This window comes from Citrobacter farmeri, assembly GCF_019048065.1.
GTDB lineage: Bacteria > Pseudomonadota > Gammaproteobacteria > Enterobacterales > Enterobacteriaceae > Citrobacter_A > Citrobacter_A farmeri.
Genome location: NZ_CP077291.1, coordinates 2,124,304 through 2,145,109 on the forward strand (window position 1 = coordinate 2,124,304; position 20,806 = coordinate 2,145,109).

The 20,806-nt window shown below is 52.9% G+C and carries 21 protein-coding genes; 8 read left to right on the forward strand and 13 right to left on the reverse strand.

What is annotated here, in order from left to right:
- The 3 genes from lapB to yciH all read left to right on the forward strand — a co-directional run bounded on the left by lapB (position 1) and on the right by yciH (position 2,408).
- Entirely contained in the window at positions 1-1,170 is a 1,170-nt protein-coding gene (gene lapB / locus I6L53_RS10020; RefSeq protein WP_042318733.1) for a lipopolysaccharide assembly protein LapB, read from the forward strand.
- A 174-nt stretch (positions 1,171-1,344) separates the two neighbouring features.
- Positions 1,345-2,082: an orotidine-5'-phosphate decarboxylase gene (pyrF, locus tag I6L53_RS10025; RefSeq protein ID WP_042318735.1), complete on the forward strand. Its 738-nt coding sequence runs from the start codon at positions 1,345-1,347 to the stop codon at positions 2,080-2,082.
- Entirely contained in the window at positions 2,082-2,408 is a 327-nt protein-coding gene (gene yciH, locus I6L53_RS10030) for a stress response translation initiation inhibitor YciH (RefSeq protein ID WP_042318737.1), read from the forward strand. Before pyrF ends, yciH begins: the two co-directional genes overlap by 1 nt.
- Positions 2,409-2,534: 126 nt before the next feature.
- Here yciH and osmB read toward each other — a convergent pair whose 3' ends face one another.
- The 13 genes from osmB to pspF form a co-directional block, all read right to left on the reverse strand.
- Entirely contained in the window at positions 2,535-2,753 is a 219-nt protein-coding gene (gene osmB, locus I6L53_RS10035) for an osmotically-inducible lipoprotein OsmB (protein WP_042318738.1), read from the reverse strand.
- A 257-nt stretch (positions 2,754-3,010) separates the two neighbouring features.
- Positions 3,011-3,760: a DNA-binding transcriptional regulator YciT gene (gene yciT / locus I6L53_RS10040; protein WP_042319029.1), complete on the reverse strand. Its 750-nt coding sequence runs from the start codon at positions 3,758-3,760 to the stop codon at positions 3,011-3,013.
- 99 nt (positions 3,761-3,859) lie between these two features.
- Positions 3,860-4,042 (reverse strand): YciZ family protein, encoded by a 183-nt coding sequence (locus tag I6L53_RS10045; protein WP_042318740.1) that lies wholly within the window; start codon positions 4,040-4,042, stop codon positions 3,860-3,862.
- 183 nt (positions 4,043-4,225) lie between these two features.
- Complete coding sequence (gene pdeR, locus I6L53_RS10050) at positions 4,226-6,217, reverse strand: cyclic di-GMP phosphodiesterase (RefSeq protein WP_042318742.1); 1,992 nt, start codon at positions 6,215-6,217, stop codon at positions 4,226-4,228.
- Between the two features lie 246 nt (positions 6,218-6,463).
- On the reverse strand, positions 6,464-8,398 hold the full coding sequence (locus tag I6L53_RS10055) for an exoribonuclease II (protein ID WP_042318743.1): 1,935 nt from the start codon (positions 8,396-8,398) through the stop codon (positions 6,464-6,466).
- A gap of 89 nt (positions 8,399-8,487) precedes the next feature.
- Positions 8,488-9,627, reverse strand: coding sequence for a carboxymuconolactone decarboxylase family protein (locus I6L53_RS10060; RefSeq protein ID WP_042318746.1), 1,140 nt, complete (start codon positions 9,625-9,627; stop codon positions 8,488-8,490).
- Positions 9,628-9,827: 200 nt separating this feature from the next.
- Positions 9,828-10,616 (reverse strand): enoyl-ACP reductase FabI, encoded by a 789-nt coding sequence (gene fabI, locus I6L53_RS10065; protein WP_042318748.1) that lies wholly within the window; start codon positions 10,614-10,616, stop codon positions 9,828-9,830.
- Positions 10,617-10,841: 225 nt separating this feature from the next.
- A complete protein-coding gene (sapF, locus tag I6L53_RS10070; protein WP_042318750.1) occupies positions 10,842-11,645 on the reverse strand; it encodes a peptide ABC transporter ATP-binding protein SapF in 804 nt (267 codons plus the stop codon).
- A 1-nt stretch (position 11,646) separates the two neighbouring features.
- The gene (gene sapD / locus I6L53_RS10075; RefSeq protein WP_042318753.1) at positions 11,647-12,639 is read right to left on the reverse strand and encodes a peptide ABC transporter ATP-binding protein SapD; all 993 of its coding nucleotides are present in this window, start codon (positions 12,637-12,639) and stop codon (positions 11,647-11,649) included.
- Complete coding sequence (gene sapC / locus I6L53_RS10080) at positions 12,639-13,529, reverse strand: peptide ABC transporter permease SapC (RefSeq protein WP_042318754.1); 891 nt, start codon at positions 13,527-13,529, stop codon at positions 12,639-12,641. Before sapC ends, sapD begins: the two co-directional genes overlap by 1 nt.
- Positions 13,516-14,481: a peptide ABC transporter permease SapB gene (gene sapB, locus I6L53_RS10085; RefSeq protein WP_042318755.1), complete on the reverse strand. Its 966-nt coding sequence runs from the start codon at positions 14,479-14,481 to the stop codon at positions 13,516-13,518. The genes sapC and sapB overlap by 14 nt, the downstream gene beginning before the upstream one ends.
- Positions 14,478-16,121, reverse strand: a complete 1,644-nt coding sequence (sapA, locus tag I6L53_RS10090) for an ABC transporter substrate-binding protein SapA (protein ID WP_042318757.1) — start codon at positions 16,119-16,121, stop codon at positions 14,478-14,480. The genes sapB and sapA overlap by 4 nt, the downstream gene beginning before the upstream one ends.
- Before the next feature lie 112 nt (positions 16,122-16,233).
- Complete coding sequence (gene pspF, locus I6L53_RS10095) at positions 16,234-17,208, reverse strand: phage shock protein operon transcriptional activator (RefSeq protein WP_042319031.1); 975 nt, start codon at positions 17,206-17,208, stop codon at positions 16,234-16,236.
- A gap of 168 nt (positions 17,209-17,376) precedes the next feature.
- Between pspF and pspA the strand changes: the two genes are divergently transcribed.
- The 5 genes from pspA to I6L53_RS10120 all read left to right on the forward strand — a co-directional run bounded on the left by pspA (position 17,377) and on the right by I6L53_RS10120 (position 20,798).
- The gene (pspA, locus tag I6L53_RS10100; RefSeq protein WP_042318759.1) at positions 17,377-18,045 is read left to right on the forward strand and encodes a phage shock protein PspA; all 669 of its coding nucleotides are present in this window, start codon (positions 17,377-17,379) and stop codon (positions 18,043-18,045) included.
- Between the two features lie 54 nt (positions 18,046-18,099).
- Positions 18,100-18,324, forward strand: coding sequence for an envelope stress response membrane protein PspB (gene pspB / locus I6L53_RS10105; RefSeq protein ID WP_042318763.1), 225 nt, complete (start codon positions 18,100-18,102; stop codon positions 18,322-18,324).
- Positions 18,324-18,683, forward strand: coding sequence for an envelope stress response membrane protein PspC (gene pspC / locus I6L53_RS10110; RefSeq protein WP_042318765.1), 360 nt, complete (start codon positions 18,324-18,326; stop codon positions 18,681-18,683). Before pspB ends, pspC begins: the two co-directional genes overlap by 1 nt.
- A gap of 19 nt (positions 18,684-18,702) precedes the next feature.
- Positions 18,703-18,927, forward strand: coding sequence for a phage shock protein PspD (pspD, locus tag I6L53_RS10115; RefSeq protein ID WP_042318766.1), 225 nt, complete (start codon positions 18,703-18,705; stop codon positions 18,925-18,927).
- Between the two features lie 161 nt (positions 18,928-19,088).
- Entirely contained in the window at positions 19,089-20,798 is a 1,710-nt protein-coding gene (locus I6L53_RS10120) for a sugar phosphorylase (RefSeq protein WP_042318768.1), read from the forward strand.
- Positions 20,799-20,806: the final 8 nt, after the last annotated feature.

Consider the following 20,806-nt stretch of genomic DNA (forward strand, 5'->3'; position numbering starts at 1 on the left):
ATGCTGGAGTTGTTGTTTCTGCTTTTACCTGTTGCCGCCGCCTACGGCTGGTATATGGGTCGCAGAAGTGCGCAACAAACAAAACAGGACGAAGCTAACCGTCTTTCCCGCGATTACGTCGCGGGTGTTAACTTCCTTCTGAGCAACCAACAAGATAAAGCGGTGGATCTGTTCCTCGATATGTTGAAAGAGGATACCGGCACCGTTGAGGCTCATCTCACCCTCGGAAACCTGTTTCGTTCTCGCGGCGAAGTTGACCGTGCCATCCGTATTCATCAAACCCTCATGGAAAGCGCCTCACTGACCTATGAACAGCGACTGCTGGCGGTTCAGCAGTTAGGGCGTGATTACATGGCCGCGGGTTTGTATGACCGGGCGGAGGATATGTTCAATCAGCTTACTGATGAAACAGATTTTCGCGTAGGCGCGTTGCAGCAACTGTTGCAGATTTATCAGGCGACCAGCGACTGGCAGAAGGCCATTGAGGTTGCCGAACGACTGGTCAAACTGGGTAAAGACAAACAGCGCATCGAAATCGCCCATTTTTACTGTGAACTGGCGCTACAGCAGATGGGTAGCGACGACATGGATCGCGCCATGGCGCTGCTGAAAAAAGGGGCTGCGGCGGATAAGAATAGTGCCAGGGTTTCTATCATGATGGGCCGCGTCTGGATGGCGAAGGGCGATTACGCGAAGGCCGTTGAATGTCTCCAGCGGGTGATTTCTCAGGATAAAGAACTGGTCAGCGAAACGCTGGAAATGCTCCAGACCTGCTACCAACAGTTAGGCAAAAATGATGAATGGGCGGAATTCCTGCGCCGTGCGGTAGAAGAGAATACCGGTGCTGCCGCAGAACTGATGCTGGCCGATATTCTCGAAACTCGCGAAGGGACGGAGACCGCACAGGTCTATATTACCCGCCAGCTCCAGCGTCATCCGACGATGCGCGTCTTCCATAAGCTGATGGATTATCACCTTAACGAAGCCGAAGAGGGCCGTGCGAAAGAGAGCCTGATGGTGCTGCGTGATATGGTGGGCGAACAGGTACGCAGCAAACCGCGCTACCGCTGTTCTAAATGCGGTTTCACCGCCTATACCCTGTACTGGCACTGTCCTTCCTGTCGCGCATGGTCAACGATTAAGCCAATTCGCGGACTTGATGGACTGTAATTTTTAAAAAGATCGGTTTTTAGTTACAACATACTTATATATTAATTTACCTCCTCGCATCGGCATCTGTGCCACATCGCCTGGCAGGGGATAATCACGTCTGTTAATTTTTGCTCCTGACAGGTAGAATGCACGCCGTTTACCCATTTGCCCCCTTAGCAAGAAGGCCTGGTTATGACGTTAACTGCTTCATCTTCTCCCCGCGCTGCTACCGATTCTCCTGTCGTTGTTGCTCTCGATTATAATAACCGCGATCGCGCCCTGGCGTTTGTCGACCGAATCGATCCGCGCGACTGCCGTCTGAAAGTAGGGAAAGAGATGTTTACCCTGTTTGGACCTCAACTGGTTCGCGATCTCCAGCAGCGTGGCTTTGATATCTTTCTGGATCTGAAATTCCATGATATCCCAAACACCACGGCCCATGCGGTGGCTGCCGCAGCGGATCTTGGCGTCTGGATGGTCAATGTCCACGCGTCAGGTGGAGCGAGAATGATGACCGCAGCGCGTGAAGCATTGCTGCCGTTTGGTAAGGATGCGCCGCTGTTGATTGCGGTCACCGTGTTGACCAGTATGGAAGCCAGCGATTTAGCGGATATAGGCGTGACACTGTCACCTGCGGAGCACGCTGAGCGCCTGGCGGCATTGACGCAGAAATGTGCGCTGGATGGCGTGGTCTGTTCCGCCCAGGAAGCGGTGCGTTTTAAGCAAGTGTTTGGACATGATTTCAAACTGGTCACCCCGGGTATCCGCCCGCAGGGCAGTGCTGCTGGCGATCAGCGGCGGATTATGACCCCTGAGCAGGCGCTGGCGGCAGGCGTTGATTTTATGGTCATCGGGCGGCCGGTGACGCAGTCTGACGACCCGGCGCAGACGCTGAAGGCTATTAACGCGTCACTGAAACGGGAGGCGTAATGAACGATTCGAACAGTCGTCTGGTTTATTCCACGGAGAGCGGACGGATTGATGAACCCAGAGCCGCACCTGAACGCCCGAAGGGCGATGGAATCGTCCGTATCCAGCGCCAGACCAGCGGGCGTAAAGGAAAGGGTGTTTGCCTGATTACCGGCATCGATCTGGATGATAGTGAGCTCAACAAACTGGCCGCAGAGCTGAAGAAAAAATGTGGCTGTGGCGGTGCTGTAAAAGACGGCATAATTGAAATTCAGGGTGATAAGCGCGATTTAATTAAGTCGTTGCTGGAAGCCAAAGGTCTGAGAGTGAAACTGGCGGGCGGTTGATGAAAAAGCCACGATAGTTATATCGTGGCTTTAGTTTCTACTGCTAAATAAATTGTGTAGTGCTGCAGACCAGAAAAAAATAATCGTATTATTATATCGAGCCGGACAACCGTAGATTATTTACGATTATTTACCTACCTGGTGGCCGATAATACCACCGACAGCGGCACCACCCAGTGTACCCAGCGTGCTGCCATCTGTTAAGACGGCACCGCCTAATGCACCTGCACCTGCACCAATAGCAGTGTTGCGGTCACGTTTAGACCAGTTTGAGCAGGCGCTCAGAGACATTGCCAGGGCAATCGCCAGTACGGCGGCGGTCATTTTTTTGCTCGTAACAAACATAATACTTTCTCCTGAATTAACGATTCACGGAAGTAAGCTCTCTTTAACTATAGTTAAAATATCTGTCATTAAAGAGGCATCCGTAAAACCTTATTGCGCAGGGTAATATCACGCAGGTGATAGTCACTTCCTGTTATATCGCTAATATTAATTTTACGACTTTCGCCTGTGAACAACAGGTAAATAGTCTTAATTCGGGAGTCAGAATAGTCTCAGAGCGCAAATGATCTGCGGTGAGCAAATCATTTGCGGATATTTTACTCAGCGTCGACGATATTAACGGTCAGGCCGCGATGTTCCATTAGCTTACGGTCGCTGGCACTGATTTTGGCATCAGTAATTACGCGGCTAAACCGCTCGATAGGACCCAGCGTATACGGATGGACCGCGCCAAATTTAGAACTGTCGGTCAGAACAATGGCTTCCGACCCTTTCTCCAGCACGGCATTAACCACATCAGCGCGCATCATATCGCGACCCGTGAAGCCCGTTTCAGTCTGCCAGCCATCAATACCAATAAACGCTTTACTGAAATGGACCTGTTGAATGAACTGACGGGTAAGCGGTCCCACCATGCTTTCGCTCTTTTTCTGATAAATACCACCGAGCAGGATCACTTCACAGGGAGTCTCTTTCAACAGATGCGCAATGTAACTGCTGACCGTAATGATGGTAACGTCTTTTTGTTCCGCCAGCGTTCTTGCCAGCAGGGCATTGCTACTGCCATTTTCAATGAACACCGTTTCGCCAGGATTGACCAGCGACGCCGCGAACTCAGCAAGCTGACGCTTCAGGGTGTAGTTGGTCATCATTCGGGTTTCCACGTCTTCGCTATCCAGTGAGACGGCGAAACCGTGCGCACGGCGCAGAAAGCTCTGTTTCTCGAGGGTGTTCAGATCCTGTCGAATGGTGACTTCGGAAACGCCAGTGATTTTGGCCAGCTCAGAGACACTCATCTGGCCTTTATCAATGACCATTTGCAAAATTTTTTGTTGTCGGGAGTTCATAGCTTTAGTTTTTATAGCGGTAATACTACCGCGAAGATTAAACACATGCGGCGGTGCGACATCCTGGCGACACACGCCGGTAAACCGCGCGCGAAAAAATCAGATCTCCCACGGTGCCCGGGGTTTGTTCGGCGATGATACGATTTCATCCTGTACGTTACTCAACAATTCCGCCTTCAGAATTTCGAGATTATGGATAGCTGAGTGGACATCACCGGCCACCAGGATATCAAGCACGGTATCAATACGCTCGGCAACCCGTTTAGCATCGATATCAGACATGGGAGGGTCCTTTGTCAAAGAGTGAGAGAATTCAATGATGCAAAAAATGATGGCAAAAGAGAAGGGAAAATTCAGCCTCGCCAGAACCTTTAGGGAATATTATATATTCTGCTATTACATACAGATATGTATAAGGCGAAAAGCGAAACTTTCTGTTTCGCCCGGGGGAATCTTCTTAGCCACTTAACGCTTTTTCTTGTTGAGATAACGTCTGTACCAGCGCTCAAACACGGCGGCAGGCATCGGTTTGGCAAATAAAAAACCTTGTCGTTCATTGACGCCATTTTTTGTCAGAAAAGCATCCTCTTTGGCACTCTCCACCCCTTCGGCAATCACCTGTAAATTTAACGCCTGCGCCACCGCGACGATCGCACGGACCATTGACTGCGATACCGATTTTTTATGAATGTCATGGACGAAAACCTGATCCAGCTTGATGGCATCAATCGGGAACCGCGTGAGTTGCGAAAGCGAGGAATAGCCGGTACCAAAGTCATCGAGGTGTACCTGGGCGCCGAGTTGGCTGAACTGTTGAATGACGGACAGCGCAAGCGCTTCATTTTCAATCAGGCAACTTTCTGTCAGCTCGACGTCAATAGGGCAATATTCAAAATTGAGTTCGTGCAGCACTCGCTTCAGGTCGGTGAAAATTGTCTGATCGGCCAGTTGGCGGGCAGAGATGTTAACTGCCACGCGCAGGTTAATACCCTTATCACGCCATTTCGCCACCTGGCGCACCACGTCGAGGATCACCCAGCGGCCGAGTGGCACAATCAGCCCGGACTCCTCGGCGTAAGAGATGAACTCCAGCGGCGGGATAAGCCCGCGTTCTGGGGACTGCCAGCGCACCAGTGCCTCAAGACTGCGAACTTCACCTCGCCAGGTCACTTTCGGCTGGTAGTGAATCAGCAGCTGATCGTTTTCCAGTGCTTTGCGCAGGTTGGTGTCCAGCCACAGGTATTCGAATACGCGCTCGTTCATCTCCGGCGAGAAAACGCAGAACTGGCCGCGTCCGCCTTCTTTTACGGTGTACATCGCGGTATCGGCGTTGCGGATCAGGTCGCCGCTGCTCTCGCCGTGCTGAGGTGCCATTGCGATACCGGCAGAACAGCCTGTATAGACTTCTATCAGGCCGATACGGAAGGGCTGACGCAATCGGGTAAGGATCCGCGAGGCGACCGCCTCAAGCGAACTCTGCGACGTCTGGCTGGCCAGTACAATGAACTCATCACCGCCGAGACGCGCCAGCACTTGATTCTCTTCCAGGCAACTCAGGATCGCTAACGACACTGCCTGTAGAAGCTGGTCACCGAACATATGACCATAGGCATCATTCACCTTCTTGAAATTATCCAGGTCGAGATAAACAATGCCCACCTGGCTATCACCGGCTTTCCCGATAGCGTCATTGATCAGTTCATGGATAGCATTGCGGTTTGGCAGACCGGTAATCGTATCGGTATTCGCCAGCACGCGTAACCGCTCCTGCGCGCGCCGCTCTTCAGTGATATCAGTGCCGGAGCAGATCAGATAGATTTCATTCTTCCCGCTGCCGCTGTGGACAAATTTATTGCGGAACAGAAACAGTCGCTGGCCTTTGCGGGTTTGAACCCAGAGCTCAACTTCATACGAATTGCCGTTGCGAAAGAAGCCGCTGATGTTGCGACGTGAGGCGGCGGCCTCCCGACGACTCATAAAAAGTTTGAAGACGCTCTGGCCAATGACCTCTTGCTCTTTCAGCCCGGTGTACTCTTCACACAGGCGGTTGAAGCGCTGAATATTGCCCCGACTGTCGAGGATCACGATGGCTGAGTTGGCTTCAGACACCACCTGTTCAGCAAACGACAGTCCTTTGACCAGATCGCGCGCCACAGAAGGCGTATCATGCCAGGCCGATGCGCTGCCTGCCCATTCATGTTTACTGATTTTACGGCCCACCAAATGCACCGGAATATCGTTGTCATCAAAGGGGAGCGTCATCATCAGGCTGGATGTGATGACGGTCATTTCGCGGATCCGTTCGGCTTGCTCGGGCGCAAGTTCAACGCTCTCCGTACGATCGGTCGCTTCGGTAACGGACAAATGTAGGGTGTTGGAATCTTCTGACAAACGCCAGTAAGGCGTGTGAGTGCCCATATAGCTATACAACGTTGCGGACTCCAGAATGTCTTTCACAATGAACACCCTCCCGTAAAAGCACGAACAACCCTCATGGAAGGGGGTAGCTACCGTTCAGTTAAACTCGTGATGGCTGAACATCTTGTTTTGTTTATGTATTTATTTGTAATTCAGAACCGGGAAAAAGCATAGGTGCGCTTGAAAATATATCCGGCTGACAGTCAGAGTGTAGTGAGAGAATGGCGATTTGGGGAAAAGAAACGGCCTTTCCTGAAAAGAAAAAGGCCGTTACAGAGTGGGTTATCAGGCTGCCGGACGGGCGATGATGCTGCGGGTTTCCATCCGGACTTCGGCGATGGTGACATCAATCACATCAGTCACTTTATAAACGGCTTCACCCTTAATCTGGATGGTGCCGTTCTCCTGGCTGCAAACCAGTTCGTCGCGCACGGCGTGCAGGAATGGGGCAGGGATGAAAGCAACCGCGCCGTTATCCACCAGACGTACACGCATCCCGCCACGGCTGACATCGATAATCTCCGCCGCGAAGCGGGTATCCGTACCGGCCTTATCGCTCAGGAAACGGGCGTACAGCCAGTCACCAACATCGCGTTCTGCCATACGGTTCAGGCGACGGCGTTCTGCCATCTGCACGGTTACCTCTTCCTGCGGACGGCTAATGCTTTCGCCTTTGATGACGGCTTTCAGCAGGCGATGGTTGATCATATCGCCATATTTACGAATCGGTGAAGTCCAGGTGGCGTAAGCCTCCAGGCCCAGACCAAAGTGCGGACCTGGCTCAGTGCTGATTTCCGCAAAGGACTGGAAGCGACGAATACGGCTGTCGAGGAATCCCGACGGCTGTGCATCCAGTTCACGACGCAGTTTACAGAAGCCCTCCAGGGTCAATACCTCTTCGGCGTCCACATGCATCCCGTGGGATTGCAGCAGCGCGGCCAGCGCATCAGCATTAGCCGGATCAAAGCCAAGGTGAACGTTGTAAATGCCAAAGCCGAGCTTGTCGCGCAGTACGCGTGCGGCGCAGATGTTGGCGGCAATCATTGACTCTTCGACAATCCGGTTCGCGATCCGCCGCGGTTCCGCAACGATATCGAGCACTTCGCCTTTTTCGCCGAGAATAAAACGGTAGTCAGGGCGATCTTTAAATACCAGCGCATGGTGGTGACGCCACTCGCCGCGGCTCAGGCAGATACGCTGCAGCAGACGAATCTGCTGGGCGATTTCATCGCTCTCAGGCTGCCAGCTACCGCTATTTTCCAACCAGTCAGAGACGTTGTCGTAAGCCAGTTTTGCTTTTGACTCAATCGTCGCGGCGAAAAACGTGATGTCATCTTCAATGGTGCCATCTGCGGCTATGGTCATGCGACAGGCAAGCACCGGGCGCACTTCATGGGCGCGCAGTGAGCAGAGGTCGTCAGACAGTTCGCGCGGCAGCATCGAAATATTGAAACCCGGCAGATAGTTGGTGAACGCACGGATTTTCGCGGCGTGATCGAGCTTACTGCCTTCGGCGATCCAGGCAGTAGGATCGGCAATCGCCACGGTCAGTTGCAGCTTGCCGTCGGTCAGTTCTTCGGCATACAGCGCATCGTCCATATCTTCAGTGCTGGCACTGTCGATGGTGACAAAATTCAGTGCAGTAAGATCCTGGCGTTCCAGACCTTCATCCAGCATTTCTGTCGCCACGCCGTCCGGCGCTTCTTTTTCAAGATTGTGTCGCGCCAGGGTGACCCACCACGGCACGAAGTGGTCGTCAGCGAAAGTGATGAACTGGGTTAGTTCGGCGTAGAAAGTGCGGTCGCCTTTAAGTGGATGACGACGCATTTCAGCAACGGCCCAGTCACCCTCTTTAAATTCATGGTCCACACCGCGCGCGGCGCGGCAGGGGATAGCGTCTTTCAACAGCGGATGATCCGGCACGATGGACAGGCGATCGTTCTTACCCTGCACTTTACCGACAAATCGGGTCAGGAACGGCTCAACCAGTTCTTCCGGCTCCGCAGATTCACGATCTTTTTCAGTGTGGATAACGGCGATGATACGGTCGCCATGCATCACTTTTTTCATCTGCGGCGGTGGGATGAAATAACTTTTTTGCGCATCGACTTCCAGGAAGCCAAAGCCTTTTTCCGTGGCTTTTACCACCCCTTCGGCACGCGGCGTCTGGGAATGCAGTTGCTGTTTAAGCTGCGCTAGCAGCGGGTTGTCCTGAAACATATTTGTCTATTTTCGTGGCCATAAGAGCGGCTGACAGTTTTACGCGAAAGTACCTGATGCGGCAAGTGCTCTTTATGGCAATGAAGGGGTTAATGCGTCTCGCCCAGCGCGATTTTCAGACGATTTATCCATCCGCACAAACCCGACCAGGCTAACAGATTGATTGCCTGTTCAACGGACGTACAGTATTCGCTGAGCGGGTTGAACTGAGCGGCACTGAAACGATCGGGGGCGCGCGTCAGCCATTGTATCGCCTGGAACAACGGACGCTCAACCGGCTGTTGCCGTTCCCGACGCTCAATCTCATGTTCGCTCTGTCGCAGTGATTCAGCGATTTCCGATGATTTCGCATGTTGGTTAAAGCAGCTTGCACTACCGTTAATTCGAGACGTCAACAGCGTGGTGAAATCGTGCGCGGGGGACTCAACAGACAATGTGCTATTCAATAAGGTGCCGAGCAGAGTGAGTAATGTTGGTTGGTGAAGCAGACTGGGGGCGATCGGCTGAAGGAAAGTAATGGGCTGATAGCGTGACAGACACTCAAGCTGTTCCGCCGTTGCATAACGCAGTTCAATCTGTTCGTGCGCCGGATGCCAGGTCGCGTCGGGGTGCAGGAATAGGCCGACGTCGGCGAATGACTGTACGTCCAGGCCTGGCACCCAGCGCACCGGTCGTCCTAGCCATGCCTGAAAGGTAGCGACGACGCGCGCCTGAAAACCGATATAACCGATGATTTGGTTTATCAGCACGATATCCCAGGCGGAGAGACCCACGTCGCGTAGGTGCTGGCGTGCGCGGTTATCAATCACCGAGGGGGAACTGGCAAGCTGGCGGGCGTACTGGGTAATTTGTGCCAGTCGGTGATTACTCTCACGTGACGAATCGGGGCCGGGAAGCGGCGTCAGACGGGCGGCATAATGGTTACAGAGTCGCTGCACGCCGTACACCTGGGCGACCGTTAATGCGGTACTCATGCGTTCATAGGCGCTAAAGGTATGCAGGCGGTTTGGCAAAACGGTATCAGGGAACAGTTCGTGAGCCAACTGGCGGGCCGGTTGCAGCCAGGACTGAAAGGGAATAAGCACATCTTCAGGTATCACCAAATCCAACAGAAAGCGATCGTCAACGTGCGCGGCTTCGGGCACCAGCGGTAACACGTCCTGCGGGCCAGTGCTGGACTGGGTTTCATGATACCAGTGGCTTTTGCCGGTGAATCGGCGTTGTTCCATGGGCGTTCCTTGGTCTGTATGTGGCGACCCGGACACGTCGTCGTCGAATCACGCCGGATCGTTTTCGCTGCTTTATCCTGGCGTAAGCGGGGGAAGGGATGAAAGATTGTTGCGTGATAACAAAGATCAAAAAGCTATATTGCGGAGAAAGCGAGGGAACATGGGCGGCAGAGCGCCGCCCACAGAGGAAATCTGACCGATTATTTCAGTTCCAGTTCGTTCATTGCAGCGATGCTAAAGCCACCGTCAACATGAACCACTTCACCGGAGATACCGCCAGACAGATCGGAGCACAGGAACGCCGCAGAGTTACCCACATCTTCGATGGTCACAGTACGACGAATCGGGGTGACAGCTTCGCAGTGCGCCAGCATCTTACGGAAATCTTTAATGCCAGAAGCCGCCAGCGTGCGGATTGGACCCGCAGAGATCGCGTTCACACGCACACCTTCCGGACCCATCGCATTCGCCATGTAACGGACGTTTGCTTCCAGAGACGCTTTCGCCAGACCCATCACGTTGTAGTTCGGGATCGCGCGCTCAGCACCCAGATAGGAGAGCGTCAGCAGGGCAGAGCCCGGATTCAGCATAGAACGGCAGGCTTTTGCCATCGCCACAAAGCTGTAGGCGCTGATGTCGTGAGCGATTTTAAAACCTTCGCGGGTGACCGCGTTCACGTAATCACCGTCCAGTTGGTCGGCAGGGGCAAAACCGATAGAGTGAACGAAACCGTCAAATTTCGGCCAGGTTTTGGCCAGCTCTGCGAACATGGTGTCGATGCTTTCATCTTCTGCCACATCGCACTGCAGAACGATGTTTGAACCCAGCTGAGCAGCAAATTCTTCCACGCGGCCTTTCAGCTTTTCGTTCTGGTAGGTGAATGCCAGTTCCGCGCCTTCGCGGTGCATCGCCTGCGCGATACCCCAGGCGATGGAAAGTTTGCTGGCAAGACCGGTCACCAGAATGCGCTTACCGGAAAGAAAACCCATAGCTTAAATCCTTATGTTATTGCTTATTTTGGCTTTGTATTCATATGGTTATGGTATGAAAAGCCATAATAAATAGAGAGCAGGCCAAAATTATAGCCCACTATACGCATGAATTGTCACGTGATTTTTACATCGTGCTGAAAGTGGTTCGCGCCAAAGAGCAGAAAACCAGCACTTTTCTATTATACCAGCTGTCGCTGTCTGTACTGATCCAACCTCATTCAATCAATACTTTCTCCACGCATCCGCCGTTAAGGCCTCCCCAAAATGCCCGGCTATCAGGCGTTTCGTCAGTTCATGCAGCGGAGAGGCCAGTACATCCGCGGTACTGCCGCGTTCGACGACTTCCCCCTGGTGCATCACCAGCACCTGATCGCTGATGTGTTTCATCATGCCAAGATGCTGGGTGACGTAAATATATGAGATGCCCTGTTTCTCCTGCAATTCCAGCATCAGGTTGATTAACTGCGAGCGCATCGACATATCGAGTGACGCCAGCGCCTCGTCGGCAATAATCACTTTCGGACGCAGAATCATCGCGCGGGCAAGTCCCAGACGCTGTTTTTGTCCCGGTGCCAGCATATGTGGATAGTAGCTGACGTGATCGGGCAGCAGTCCCACCATCCGCATGGTCTCGATGATCTGTTTGCGTCGCTGTTCCGGCTCAAGATCGGTATTCAGGCGCAGGGGAAAATCGAGGATTTGCGAAATACGCTGACGGGGATTCAGCGAGGTTGACGGATCCTGGAAAATCATGCGGATACGCTGACTGCGAAACGAATAGTCACCAAATTCGAGCGGATGATCGTCAATCAGTAACTCACCGCCGGTCGGCTCCACCATTCCCGCCAGCATTTTGGCCAGCGTCGATTTACCGGAGCCGTTCTCACCAATGATAGCCAGCGTCTGGCGCTCGCGTAGTGTAAAACTCAGCGGCTTTACCGCTTCCACGGTCTGGCGACGAAACCAGCCCGTCCGATAGCGGAAGGTTTTACTCAGATTGCGGACTTCGAGTAAGGTCTCGACCATCTCACTCTCTCTCCATGTTTAGCGGGAAATGACAGGCGTAGAGATGGTTTTTCGCCCCGGTCAGACGCGGCGTTTCAATACATTCGCGCTGTGCATAGGGACAGCGCGGCCCCAGACGACAGCCGATGGGCAATTGTTCCAGCAAAGGGATGGCTCCGGGCATCGTGTTAAGACGACTTTTGTGCGGCATGGCGCTACCAAAGTCAGGAATAGCGCGGATCAGCGCCTGGGTGTAGGGATGGTGCGGCGTCGTCACCAGCTCTTTGCTCAGGGCGGTTTCTACCGTCTGACCACAGTACAGCACGTTAATTTTATCCGCCCACTGGCTGAGCATTTGCAGGTCGTGGCTGATCAGCAGAATGGTGGTATTGCTGTTCTGATTCAGTCGTGTCAGCAGACGGAAGATCTGCGCCTGGGTGGTTGGTTCCATCGCGTTGGTGGGTTCGTCCGCAATCAGCAGTCGCGGCTGATTCGCCAGTGCGATGGCGATCATCACCTTCTGACATTCACCGTCGGTCAGTTCATAGGGGAAGCTGCGCATGGCGTCTTTATGATCTTTAATGCCCACCCGGTGCAGCAGTTCAATGGCGCGACGTTTTCGCCAGCCAATGCGCTGCCACCAGCGGCCTTTATAGGTCCAGGCCGGAATGTTTTGCATCAACTGGCGACCCACACGCTCGGAAGGATCCAGACAGGACTGCGGCTCCTGAAAGATCATTGAGACGTTATGTCCCACCAGCTTGCGTCGTTCGCGGGGCGAAAGGCGCAGCAGGTCGATATCGTCAAAACGCATCCGGTCGGCGGTGACGCGCCAGTTGTCCTTGGCGACACCGCAGATGGCTTTGGCAATCAGGCTCTTACCCGAGCCTGATTCTCCCACCAGGCCGCGAATCTCACCTTCGCTTAAGGTCATGCTGACGCGGTCGACGGCTTTGACCCACTCTTCACCGGCTTTAAATTCAATGGTCAGGTTGCGGATATCCAGTAACGGCATTATTCCACCCCCGCAATGATGGCGCGGCGAACGCCGTCACCCAGCAGGTTAACCAGCAGGACGCTGATCATGATCGCCGCACCGGGCAGCATCACCGTCCACGGCGCAACGTAAATCAGCTCCAGCGCATCGCCCAGCATGGCCCCCCATTCTGGAGAGGGGAGCTGCGCGCCAAGATCGAGAAAACCCAGCGCGGCGATATCAAGGATCGCCATCGACAATGCGCGGGTGATTTCAGTAATCAGTCCGGCGGTAATATTGGGCAGAATGGCGAACCAGAGAATGTTGAGCGTTGAGGCACCATCAAGACGTGCCGCGATGACGTACTCTTTTTCCAGTTCGTCATGCACCATACTGTAGACCGAACGCACCATGCGCGGCAGCAGCGCCAGCCAGACGGCAAACATGGCGTGGGTCAAATGCGGCCCGGCGAAGGCGACGACGATAATCGCCAACAGCAGAGACGGAATCGACAGGAGCGTATCAAGAATATGGTTCAGCACCGCGGAACGCAGACCGTGCGTTGCCCCCGCGACGACGCCAAGCAACAGTCCGCACAGCGTTGCGGCGAGCGTAACGACAAACGCGCCGCCCACCGTGGGGGCTGCGCCGCTGAGCAGGCGGCTCAGGACATCACGTCCCAGATCGTCGGTGCCGAGGAAGAAGGAGACTTCGCCATAGCGTGACCAGGACGGCGGCAGCAACTGATAGCCGAGGAACTGCTGATCGATGCCGTACGGCGCAAACCAGTTGCCGAACACGCATAACACCACCAGTCCCGCACATCCGTACAGGCCGACCATTGCCGTGGTATCGCCGTAAAACTTGCGCCAGGCGGTGCGCAGCGTACCTGGCGGGCGCTTTTCGCTATAAACGCTATCGTAAGGCATACCATTCCTTATGTTTCAGAGGGTTAGCCATAGCACCCAAAATATCGGAAATCACGTTGACGATGATGACCAGCGAGCCAATCACCATCACGCCAGCGGAAATCGCGGCGTAATCCTGCTGGCGGATGGCGTTGATCAGCCAGCGCCCAAGACCAGGCCAGCTAAAAACCATTTCGGTGATCATTGCCAGCGTCAGCATGGTTGAAAACTGCAGGCCGAGACGCGGGATCACTGGCGGTAACGCATTATGCAGCACATGGCGGCGCAGGATCGTAAACCGTGACAGACCGCGCGTAGCCGCTGCCTTAACGTAGTTTTGATCGAACACCTCAATGGTACTGATGCGCATCAGGCGAATCACTTCCGTGGTCGGCGCAACTGCCAGCGTTAGCACCGGCAATACCATATGACGCACGGCGCTCATCAGCATCTCATCACGCCAGGGGGAGTCAGAGATCCAGGCGTCAACAATGGCGAGACCCGTGACCGGTTTAACTTCGTACAACAGGTCGAAACGGCCAGATACCGGCAGCCAGCCGAGGTTCAGCGAAAAGAAAAGGGTCAGCAGCAGTGCCAGCCAGAATACGGGGATCGAAAAACCGAGCAGGGCGAGGGCGCTGATCAGGCGATCCTGCCATTTGTTACGGGTGATACCCGCCAGCATACCCACCGGAATCCCCACCATCAGCGCAAAGCCGAACGCCAGCGTGCACAGTTCCATGGTGGCCGGGAACACTTCTTTGAGCTGTTCAGAGATAAGCTGTCCGTTGATGCTGGAGACGCCGAAATCCCAGTGGATGAGACCATTGAACCAGAACACCCACGCATTCCACAACGATGCCCCCTGAAGCGGCGCATGCGGCGTGAAATAGCTGAGACTGAAGCCGATAAAGGTCAGAAAAAACAGCGTGACCATCAACAACAGCAAACGACGCAGGGTGAAGATAATCATGGTTTTTTCACCTCATCGCTTTTTTCGCGCGACACGCCGGCGAAAGAGGCGTTACCAAATGGACTCAACACCAGACCTTTAATGTCATATCGATAGGCCTGCAGACGCAGCGACGAGGCGAGCGGTAGGATCGGCAACTCTTTGGCGAGGATGTTCTGCGCTTCATCATACGCATCAATACGTGCAGAAAGTTGCTGAGAAGAGAGCGCTTTGCGCAACACGTTGTCAAATTCCGGATCGCACCAGTGGGCGAAGTTGGTTTGTGAATTGATGGCCGCGCAGCTGAGTAACGGGCGGAAGAAACTGTCCGGATCGTTACTGTCGGTTGCCCATCCGGACAACGTCAGATCATGGTTCATGTCCATCAACCGCGCCTCCTGGAAACGACCTTCAACCGGTACAATCACCACTTTCACCCCAACCTGCGCCATATCCGCCTGGATCAGTTCCGCCGTTTTCAGCGGACTGGGGTTCCACGCCTGGGAGCTGGTTGGCACCCAAAGCCGCAACGTCAGATTCTCCAGCCCCAGCGCTTTAAGCTGCTCGCGGGATTTGGCCGGATTGTATTCTGTAATTTTAGCCTCGTTGTCATACGCCCACGAGGCGCGAGGTAGAATAGAGGCCGCTGTTTCCGCTGTGCCGTAATAAATGGACTGCATCAGGCGCTGGTTATTAATGGCCAGCGCCAGCGCGTGGCGAACCGCCGGGTTATTCAGCGGGGGTTTGTCAGTGTTAAACGCTAGGTAGGCGATGTTCATCCCCGGACGCAGTGTCAGACGCAGGCGCGGATCGTCACGCAGAATAGTCAACTGGCTGGCGGCAGGCCAGGCCAGGACGTCACATTCGCCGGTGAGCAGTTTAGATAAACGCCCGGTTCCGCCAGAGCCCAAATCCACCACCACCTGTGGCATCAGCGGTTTGCCCCGCCAGAATTTTTCATGCCGTTGCAGGCGAATATACTGTCCGGCGCGATACTCGGAAAGCTGGAACGGACCGGTACCGACCGGTTGGCGGTCAAGCTGTTCCTGGCGATCCTGTTTTGCCAGTTGTCCGGCATATTCAGCCGACATCACGGAGGCATAGTGGGTTGCCAGGTGCCATAAGAAAGACGCGTCCGGTTTCGTCAGACGAAATTCCACGGTGTTGCTGTCAAGCTTACGCACGCTCTGCACGTTATCGGCGAACTGTAGACTGTCGAAATAGGGGAAATTACCGCCGTTAACGTTATGCCAGGGATGGTTGCGATCAAAGATGCGCTGGAAGGTAAAAACCACGTCGTCAGCATTCAGTTTACGTGTTGGCGTAAACCAGGCCGTTTTTTGAAACGCGACATCGCGACGCAGATGGAAGCGGTAAGTTGCGCCGTCATCCAGCACTTCCCAGCTTTCAGCCAGTTCCGGGACCAGACGATAGGTATAGGGATCGACATCCAGTAGTCGGTCATAGAGCTGGGCGGCGAGGGTGTCAACAATAAGCCCGCTGCTCACTTTTTGCGGGTTGAAGGTATTGACCTGTCCACTTACGCAATAGACAAAACCACTGTCGCGGATGTCTTCCTGTGGGGCTGTTTCAGGCGCAGCAGCGGCCTGACCACTCAGAAGTCCAGCCATCACGATCAGAGACGATATAACCAGGCGCATAATTTTTAAGGTTTTTAGATACGATTTGCAAAGTGTATCGCACTATCGCCTGCCAGGTACAAATGTCTGCGGATAACTGGCGCAAATATGCGCAATCAAGAGGCGGAAAGCGCTAAATCTGATGTTTTTTGAGCAATGCGCGCAGTTGGTGATAGGTCAGGCCCAACAATTCCGCCGCCCGTTTCTGATTAAATTTTGCCTGTTGCAGGCTCGTTTGCAGTAATGTTTTCTCCTGCTGCTGCTGAAACTCGCGTAAATCGAGGGGAAGTGAAGGGCCCGGTGTCGAGGTTTCTGCGGCGGGCGGTGTCGGCATGTGGCGTTTAAACGGATCGATCACAATCTCATCAAGCGGCACCTCGCTAGTACCATGTCGGTATACCGAGCGCTCCACCACGTTCTTTAATTCACGGATATTCCCCGGCCAGGCATAGTTCAGCAGCGCCTCTCTGGCATGCGATGTGAAGCCGGGAAACAGCGGCAGGCGAATTTCACGACACATCTGAATGGCAAAGTGTTCCGCCATGAGCATGATATCGGCCTGACGCTCGCGCAAGGGCGGCAGTTGCACCACGTCGAAGGCCAGACGGTCCAGAAGATCCGCGCGGAAGGTACCTTCGTTGACCATCGCCGGAAGGTCCGCATTGGTGGCGCAAACCAGACGCACGTTCACCTGCAACGGTTGGCTGCCGCCGACGCGCTCCAGTTCGCCGTATTCAATGACTCTGAGCAGTTTTTCCTGCACCAGCATTGGGGCCGTGGCGAGTTCATCCAGAAAAAGCGTGCCGCCGTCGGCCCGTTCAAAGCGTCCCGGATGGCGTTTTTGCGCGCCGGTAAACGCGCCGGCTTCATGACCGAACAGTTCGCTGTCGAGCAGATTTTCATTCAGCGCTGCGCAGTTGAGTGAAATAAACGGTCCCTGCCAGCGAGAGGAGAGATAATGCAGGCGGTTGGCAATCAGTTCTTTACCGGTTCCGCGCTCGCCGATGATCAATACCGGCTTGTCCAGCGGTGCCAGACGGGAAACCTGCTCCAGGACTTCCAGAAAGCTGTTGGCTTCCCCTAACAAATTATCTTTGTATTCTGCCATGATGAATTTCGCCACATGTTGGTGTATTTCACCACTTTACGCTGTTTTCTTGTCGAGGTAAAACTGTACATCTTTTTCCAAATCAATGGATTAAAAAGTTGGCACGCAGATTGTATTAGTGAATCAGCAGGGCATCGCCCGACATCAGAAAAATGTGAGGATAGAATTATGGGTATTTTTTCTCGTTTCGCCGACATCGTGAATGCCAACATCAACGCGCTGCTTGAGAAAGCGGAAGATCCGCAGAAGCTGGTTCGTCTGATGATTCAGGAAATGGAAGATACGCTGGTGGAAGTGCGTTCCAACTCGGCACGTGCGCTGGCGGAAAAGAAACAGTTATCACGTCGCATCGAGCAGGCGACGGCTCAGCAAACTGAGTGGCAGGAGAAAGCGGAACTGGCGCTGCGCAAAGAGAAAGACGATCTGGCCCGTGCCGCCCTTATTGAGAAGCAGAAACTGACCGATCTGATTGGCTCTCTGGAACATGAAGTGACGCTGGTTGACGATACGCTGACACGCATGAAAAAAGAGATTGGCGAGCTGGAAAACAAGCTCAGCGAAACTCGCGCTCGTCAGCAGGCGCTGACCCTGCGTCATCAGGCGGCAAGCTCATCCCGAGACGTGCGCCGTCAACTGGATAGCGGTAAGCTGGATGAAGCGATGGCACGTTTTGAATCTTTCGAGCGTCGTATCGACCACATGGAAGCTGAAGCGGAAAGCCACAACTTTGGCAAACAGAAAACGTTGGATCAGCAGTTTGCCGACCTGAAAGCGGATGATGAAATCAGCGAGCAACTGGCACAGCTGAAAGCCAAAATGCAGCAAGACAAGCAATAATAATACCTGGCGGTGCCCGAACGCGCCGCCGCTCATCACCTGTAAGGAGTACTCATGAGCGCGCTATTTCTGGCCATTCCGTTAACCATTTTCGTGCTGTTTGTGTTACCGATTTGGTTATGGCTGCATTACAGCAACCGTTCCAGTCGCGGGGAGTTATCGCAAAGCGAACAGCAACGCTTAGTTCAGTTGACCGACGACGCGCAGCGTATGCGTGAACGTATCCAGGCGCTGGAAGATATTCTTGATGCGGAACATCCGAACTGGAGGGATCGCTAATGGGCGGTATTGATCTGAACAAAAAATTATGGCGCATTCCGCAGCAAGGCATGGTGCGGGGCGTATGCGCAGGGATCGCGCAGTATCTGGATGTGCCGGTAAAACTGGTACGCATTTTAGTGGTGTTGTCGATCTTCTTTGGGCTGGCCTTTTTCACTCTGGTCGTCTACATCATTCTGGCGTTTGTGCTTGATCCGATGCCAGACAATCTTGCCGCAGGTGAGCAGCAACCATCCAGCGGTGAACTGCTGGATATCGTCGATAAAGAGCTGGCGGCGGGGGAGAAACGCTTACGTGAAATGGAGCGGTATGTCACCTCGGATACGTTTACCTTGCGTAGCCGTTTCCGTCAGTTGTAAGTCATTAAAGAGGGCTGAGATGAACAATCGCTGGCAACGCGCCGGGCAGAAGGTAAAGCCCGGAATGAAAATAGCAGGTAAGCTGGTGCTTTTAACTGCACTGCGCTACGGCCCGGCGGGTGTCGCAGGGTGGGCGGTGAAATCCGTCGCCCGCCGCCCCCTGAAAATGTTACTGGCCCTGGCACTGGAGCCATTTCTAAGCCGCATGGCGGCGAAAATATCAAAACGCTATTCCGGAAGTTAATTTCCACCGCCTTCTTCTGTAACAATTAAATCACATCTAAGTTATTAATTTGCGGCAGCTCACAAAGTCGACTGTTGAGCTGCTGAAATTGTTTTAATTCCTCCTCTAAACCCCATTCACTGCATTGACAGCTAATTTTTGCAGGAGTAGTCTCCCTTTTCATGGGACCGCTACCACGGAAAAATAAAGTGAACCAGAAAATTAAAAGATGCCTCAGTAATGTCTATGGTGATACATGGACGGCGCTCCACAACGAGTCATTGAAAACACGAATTGAAAGGTCGCGTAAGATTATTAATAAAAAGCGTAAGCCACACTGGGATGAAAGTGATGTGGTACTCATTACGTATGCCGATCAATTTCATGGTGAAAAAGAAAAACCATTGCCGACATTTAATCAGATTTGGAAACATTGGTTTTGCTCTGTATTTTCACACGTCCACCTTTTGCCATTTTATCCCTGGTCATCAGATGACGGGTTTTCCGTTATTGATTACTATCAGGTTGCTCCCGGGACAGGTGAGTGGAATGATATTTCCGATTTAAACATGTCCTGCCGTTTGATGTTTGATTTTGTTTGCAATCATATGTCAGCGAAAAGTGACTGGTTTAACGCCTATTTGCAGCAGGCACCAGGATATGAAAACTTCTTTATTGCGATGGATCCTGCAACCGATTTACATGCCGTAACGCGTCCACGGGCATTACCGTTATTAACGCCGTTTACCTTACAGGATAAATCGGTTCGTCACTTATGGACGACGTTTAGCGAAGACCAGATTGATCTCAACTACAGTAATCCGGACGTGCTGCTCGCCATGATCGACGTGCTGTTGACTTACCTGGAGCGCGGGGCCGATTATGTTCGACTGGATGCTGTTGGCTATATGTGGAAAACACCAGGTACTACCTGTATTCATCTGGAAAAAACACATCAGTTGATCAAGCTGTTCCGTGCGATAGCTGATGAGGTCGCTCCTGGTACGGTCATCATTACTGAGACCAATGTCCCGCATAAAGACAATGTTTCCTACCTGGGCAATGGGCAGGATGAAGCGCACATGGTTTATCAGTTTTCTCTGCCGCCGCTTGTCCTGCACACCCTACATCGACAGGATTGCCGGGCTTTGTGCCAATGGGCGCAGTCGTTAACATTGCCTTCTAATGAAACAACCTGGTTTAATTTTTTGGCCTCGCATGATGGTATTGGATTGAATCCTCTGCGGGGATTGTTAGCGGAAGACGATATTCTGACACTGGTGAGTGCTCTGCAGAAAGAAGGGGCATTAGTGAACTGGAAAAATAATCCAGATGGTACCCGAAGTCCGTATGAATTAAATGTTACCTGGATGGACGCAGTAAGTCATAAGAACGACAGGGATGAAGAGCGGCTTGCAAAATTTATCCTCACCCATGTTCTTCTGTTAACCTTTCCCGGCGTTCCGGCTATTTATATTCAAAGTATTTTGGGATCGCGCAATGACTACCAGGGCGTCGAAACACAAGGGTATAATCGGGCCATCAATCGTAAAAAATATCAGCGAACAGCAATTGAAGAGGAGTTGATGGTTGAGGGTTCTCTTCGTCATGATGTTTATCACAAATTATCACGACTAATTGTCATTCGCAGAAGTAATAAAGCCTTTCATCCTGAGAGCTTTTTTGACATTAGCAGCCTGACGTCTTCTGTTTTGCGGATTATTCGTTCGGCCGATGAACATGAAACAATCAATGCATTTTTTAATTTTAGCGATCGCATACAAATCATTGATGCCGGTATTTATACGGGACTTGATTTAATTAGCGGGGTTAATGTTTCCGGAGAGACAATAACGCTGCAACCCTGGCAGGTTATGTGGATTAAAAAATAAAAAGGAAC

Coding starts and splice junctions, on each gene's coding strand:
- fabI (WP_042318748.1), bottom strand. CDS start 10,616: ATGGGTTTTCTTTCCGGTAAGCGCATTCTGGTGACCGGTCTTGCCAGC.
- lapB (WP_042318733.1), top strand. CDS start 1: ATGCTGGAGTTGTTGTTTCTGCTTTTACCTGTTGCCGCCGCCTACGGC.
- pspA (WP_042318759.1), top strand. CDS start 17,377: ATGGGTATTTTTTCTCGTTTCGCCGACATCGTGAATGCCAACATCAAC.
- pspC (WP_042318765.1), top strand. CDS start 18,324: ATGGGCGGTATTGATCTGAACAAAAAATTATGGCGCATTCCGCAGCAA.
- pyrF (WP_042318735.1), top strand. CDS start 1,345: ATGACGTTAACTGCTTCATCTTCTCCCCGCGCTGCTACCGATTCTCCT.
- osmB (WP_042318738.1), bottom strand. CDS start 2,753: ATGTTTGTTACGAGCAAAAAAATGACCGCCGCCGTACTGGCGATTGCC.
- I6L53_RS10055 (WP_042318743.1), bottom strand. CDS start 8,398: ATGTTTCAGGACAACCCGCTGCTAGCGCAGCTTAAACAGCAACTGCAT.
- I6L53_RS10120 (WP_042318768.1), top strand. CDS start 19,089: ATGGGACCGCTACCACGGAAAAATAAAGTGAACCAGAAAATTAAAAGA.
- sapB (WP_042318755.1), bottom strand. CDS start 14,481: ATGATTATCTTCACCCTGCGTCGTTTGCTGTTGTTGATGGTCACGCTG.
- yciH (WP_042318737.1), top strand. CDS start 2,082: ATGAACGATTCGAACAGTCGTCTGGTTTATTCCACGGAGAGCGGACGG.
- pspD (WP_042318766.1), top strand. CDS start 18,703: ATGAACAATCGCTGGCAACGCGCCGGGCAGAAGGTAAAGCCCGGAATG.
- pspB (WP_042318763.1), top strand. CDS start 18,100: ATGAGCGCGCTATTTCTGGCCATTCCGTTAACCATTTTCGTGCTGTTT.
- pspF (WP_042319031.1), bottom strand. CDS start 17,208: ATGGCAGAATACAAAGATAATTTGTTAGGGGAAGCCAACAGCTTTCTG.
- sapC (WP_042318754.1), bottom strand. CDS start 13,529: ATGCCTTACGATAGCGTTTATAGCGAAAAGCGCCCGCCAGGTACGCTG.
- I6L53_RS10045 (WP_042318740.1), bottom strand. CDS start 4,042: ATGTCTGATATCGATGCTAAACGGGTTGCCGAGCGTATTGATACCGTG.
- sapF (WP_042318750.1), bottom strand. CDS start 11,645: ATGGTCGAGACCTTACTCGAAGTCCGCAATCTGAGTAAAACCTTCCGC.
- I6L53_RS10060 (WP_042318746.1), bottom strand. CDS start 9,627: ATGGAACAACGCCGATTCACCGGCAAAAGCCACTGGTATCATGAAACC.
- sapD (WP_042318753.1), bottom strand. CDS start 12,639: ATGCCGTTACTGGATATCCGCAACCTGACCATTGAATTTAAAGCCGGT.
- yciT (WP_042319029.1), bottom strand. CDS start 3,760: ATGAACTCCCGACAACAAAAAATTTTGCAAATGGTCATTGATAAAGGC.
- sapA (WP_042318757.1), bottom strand. CDS start 16,121: ATGCGCCTGGTTATATCGTCTCTGATCGTGATGGCTGGACTTCTGAGT.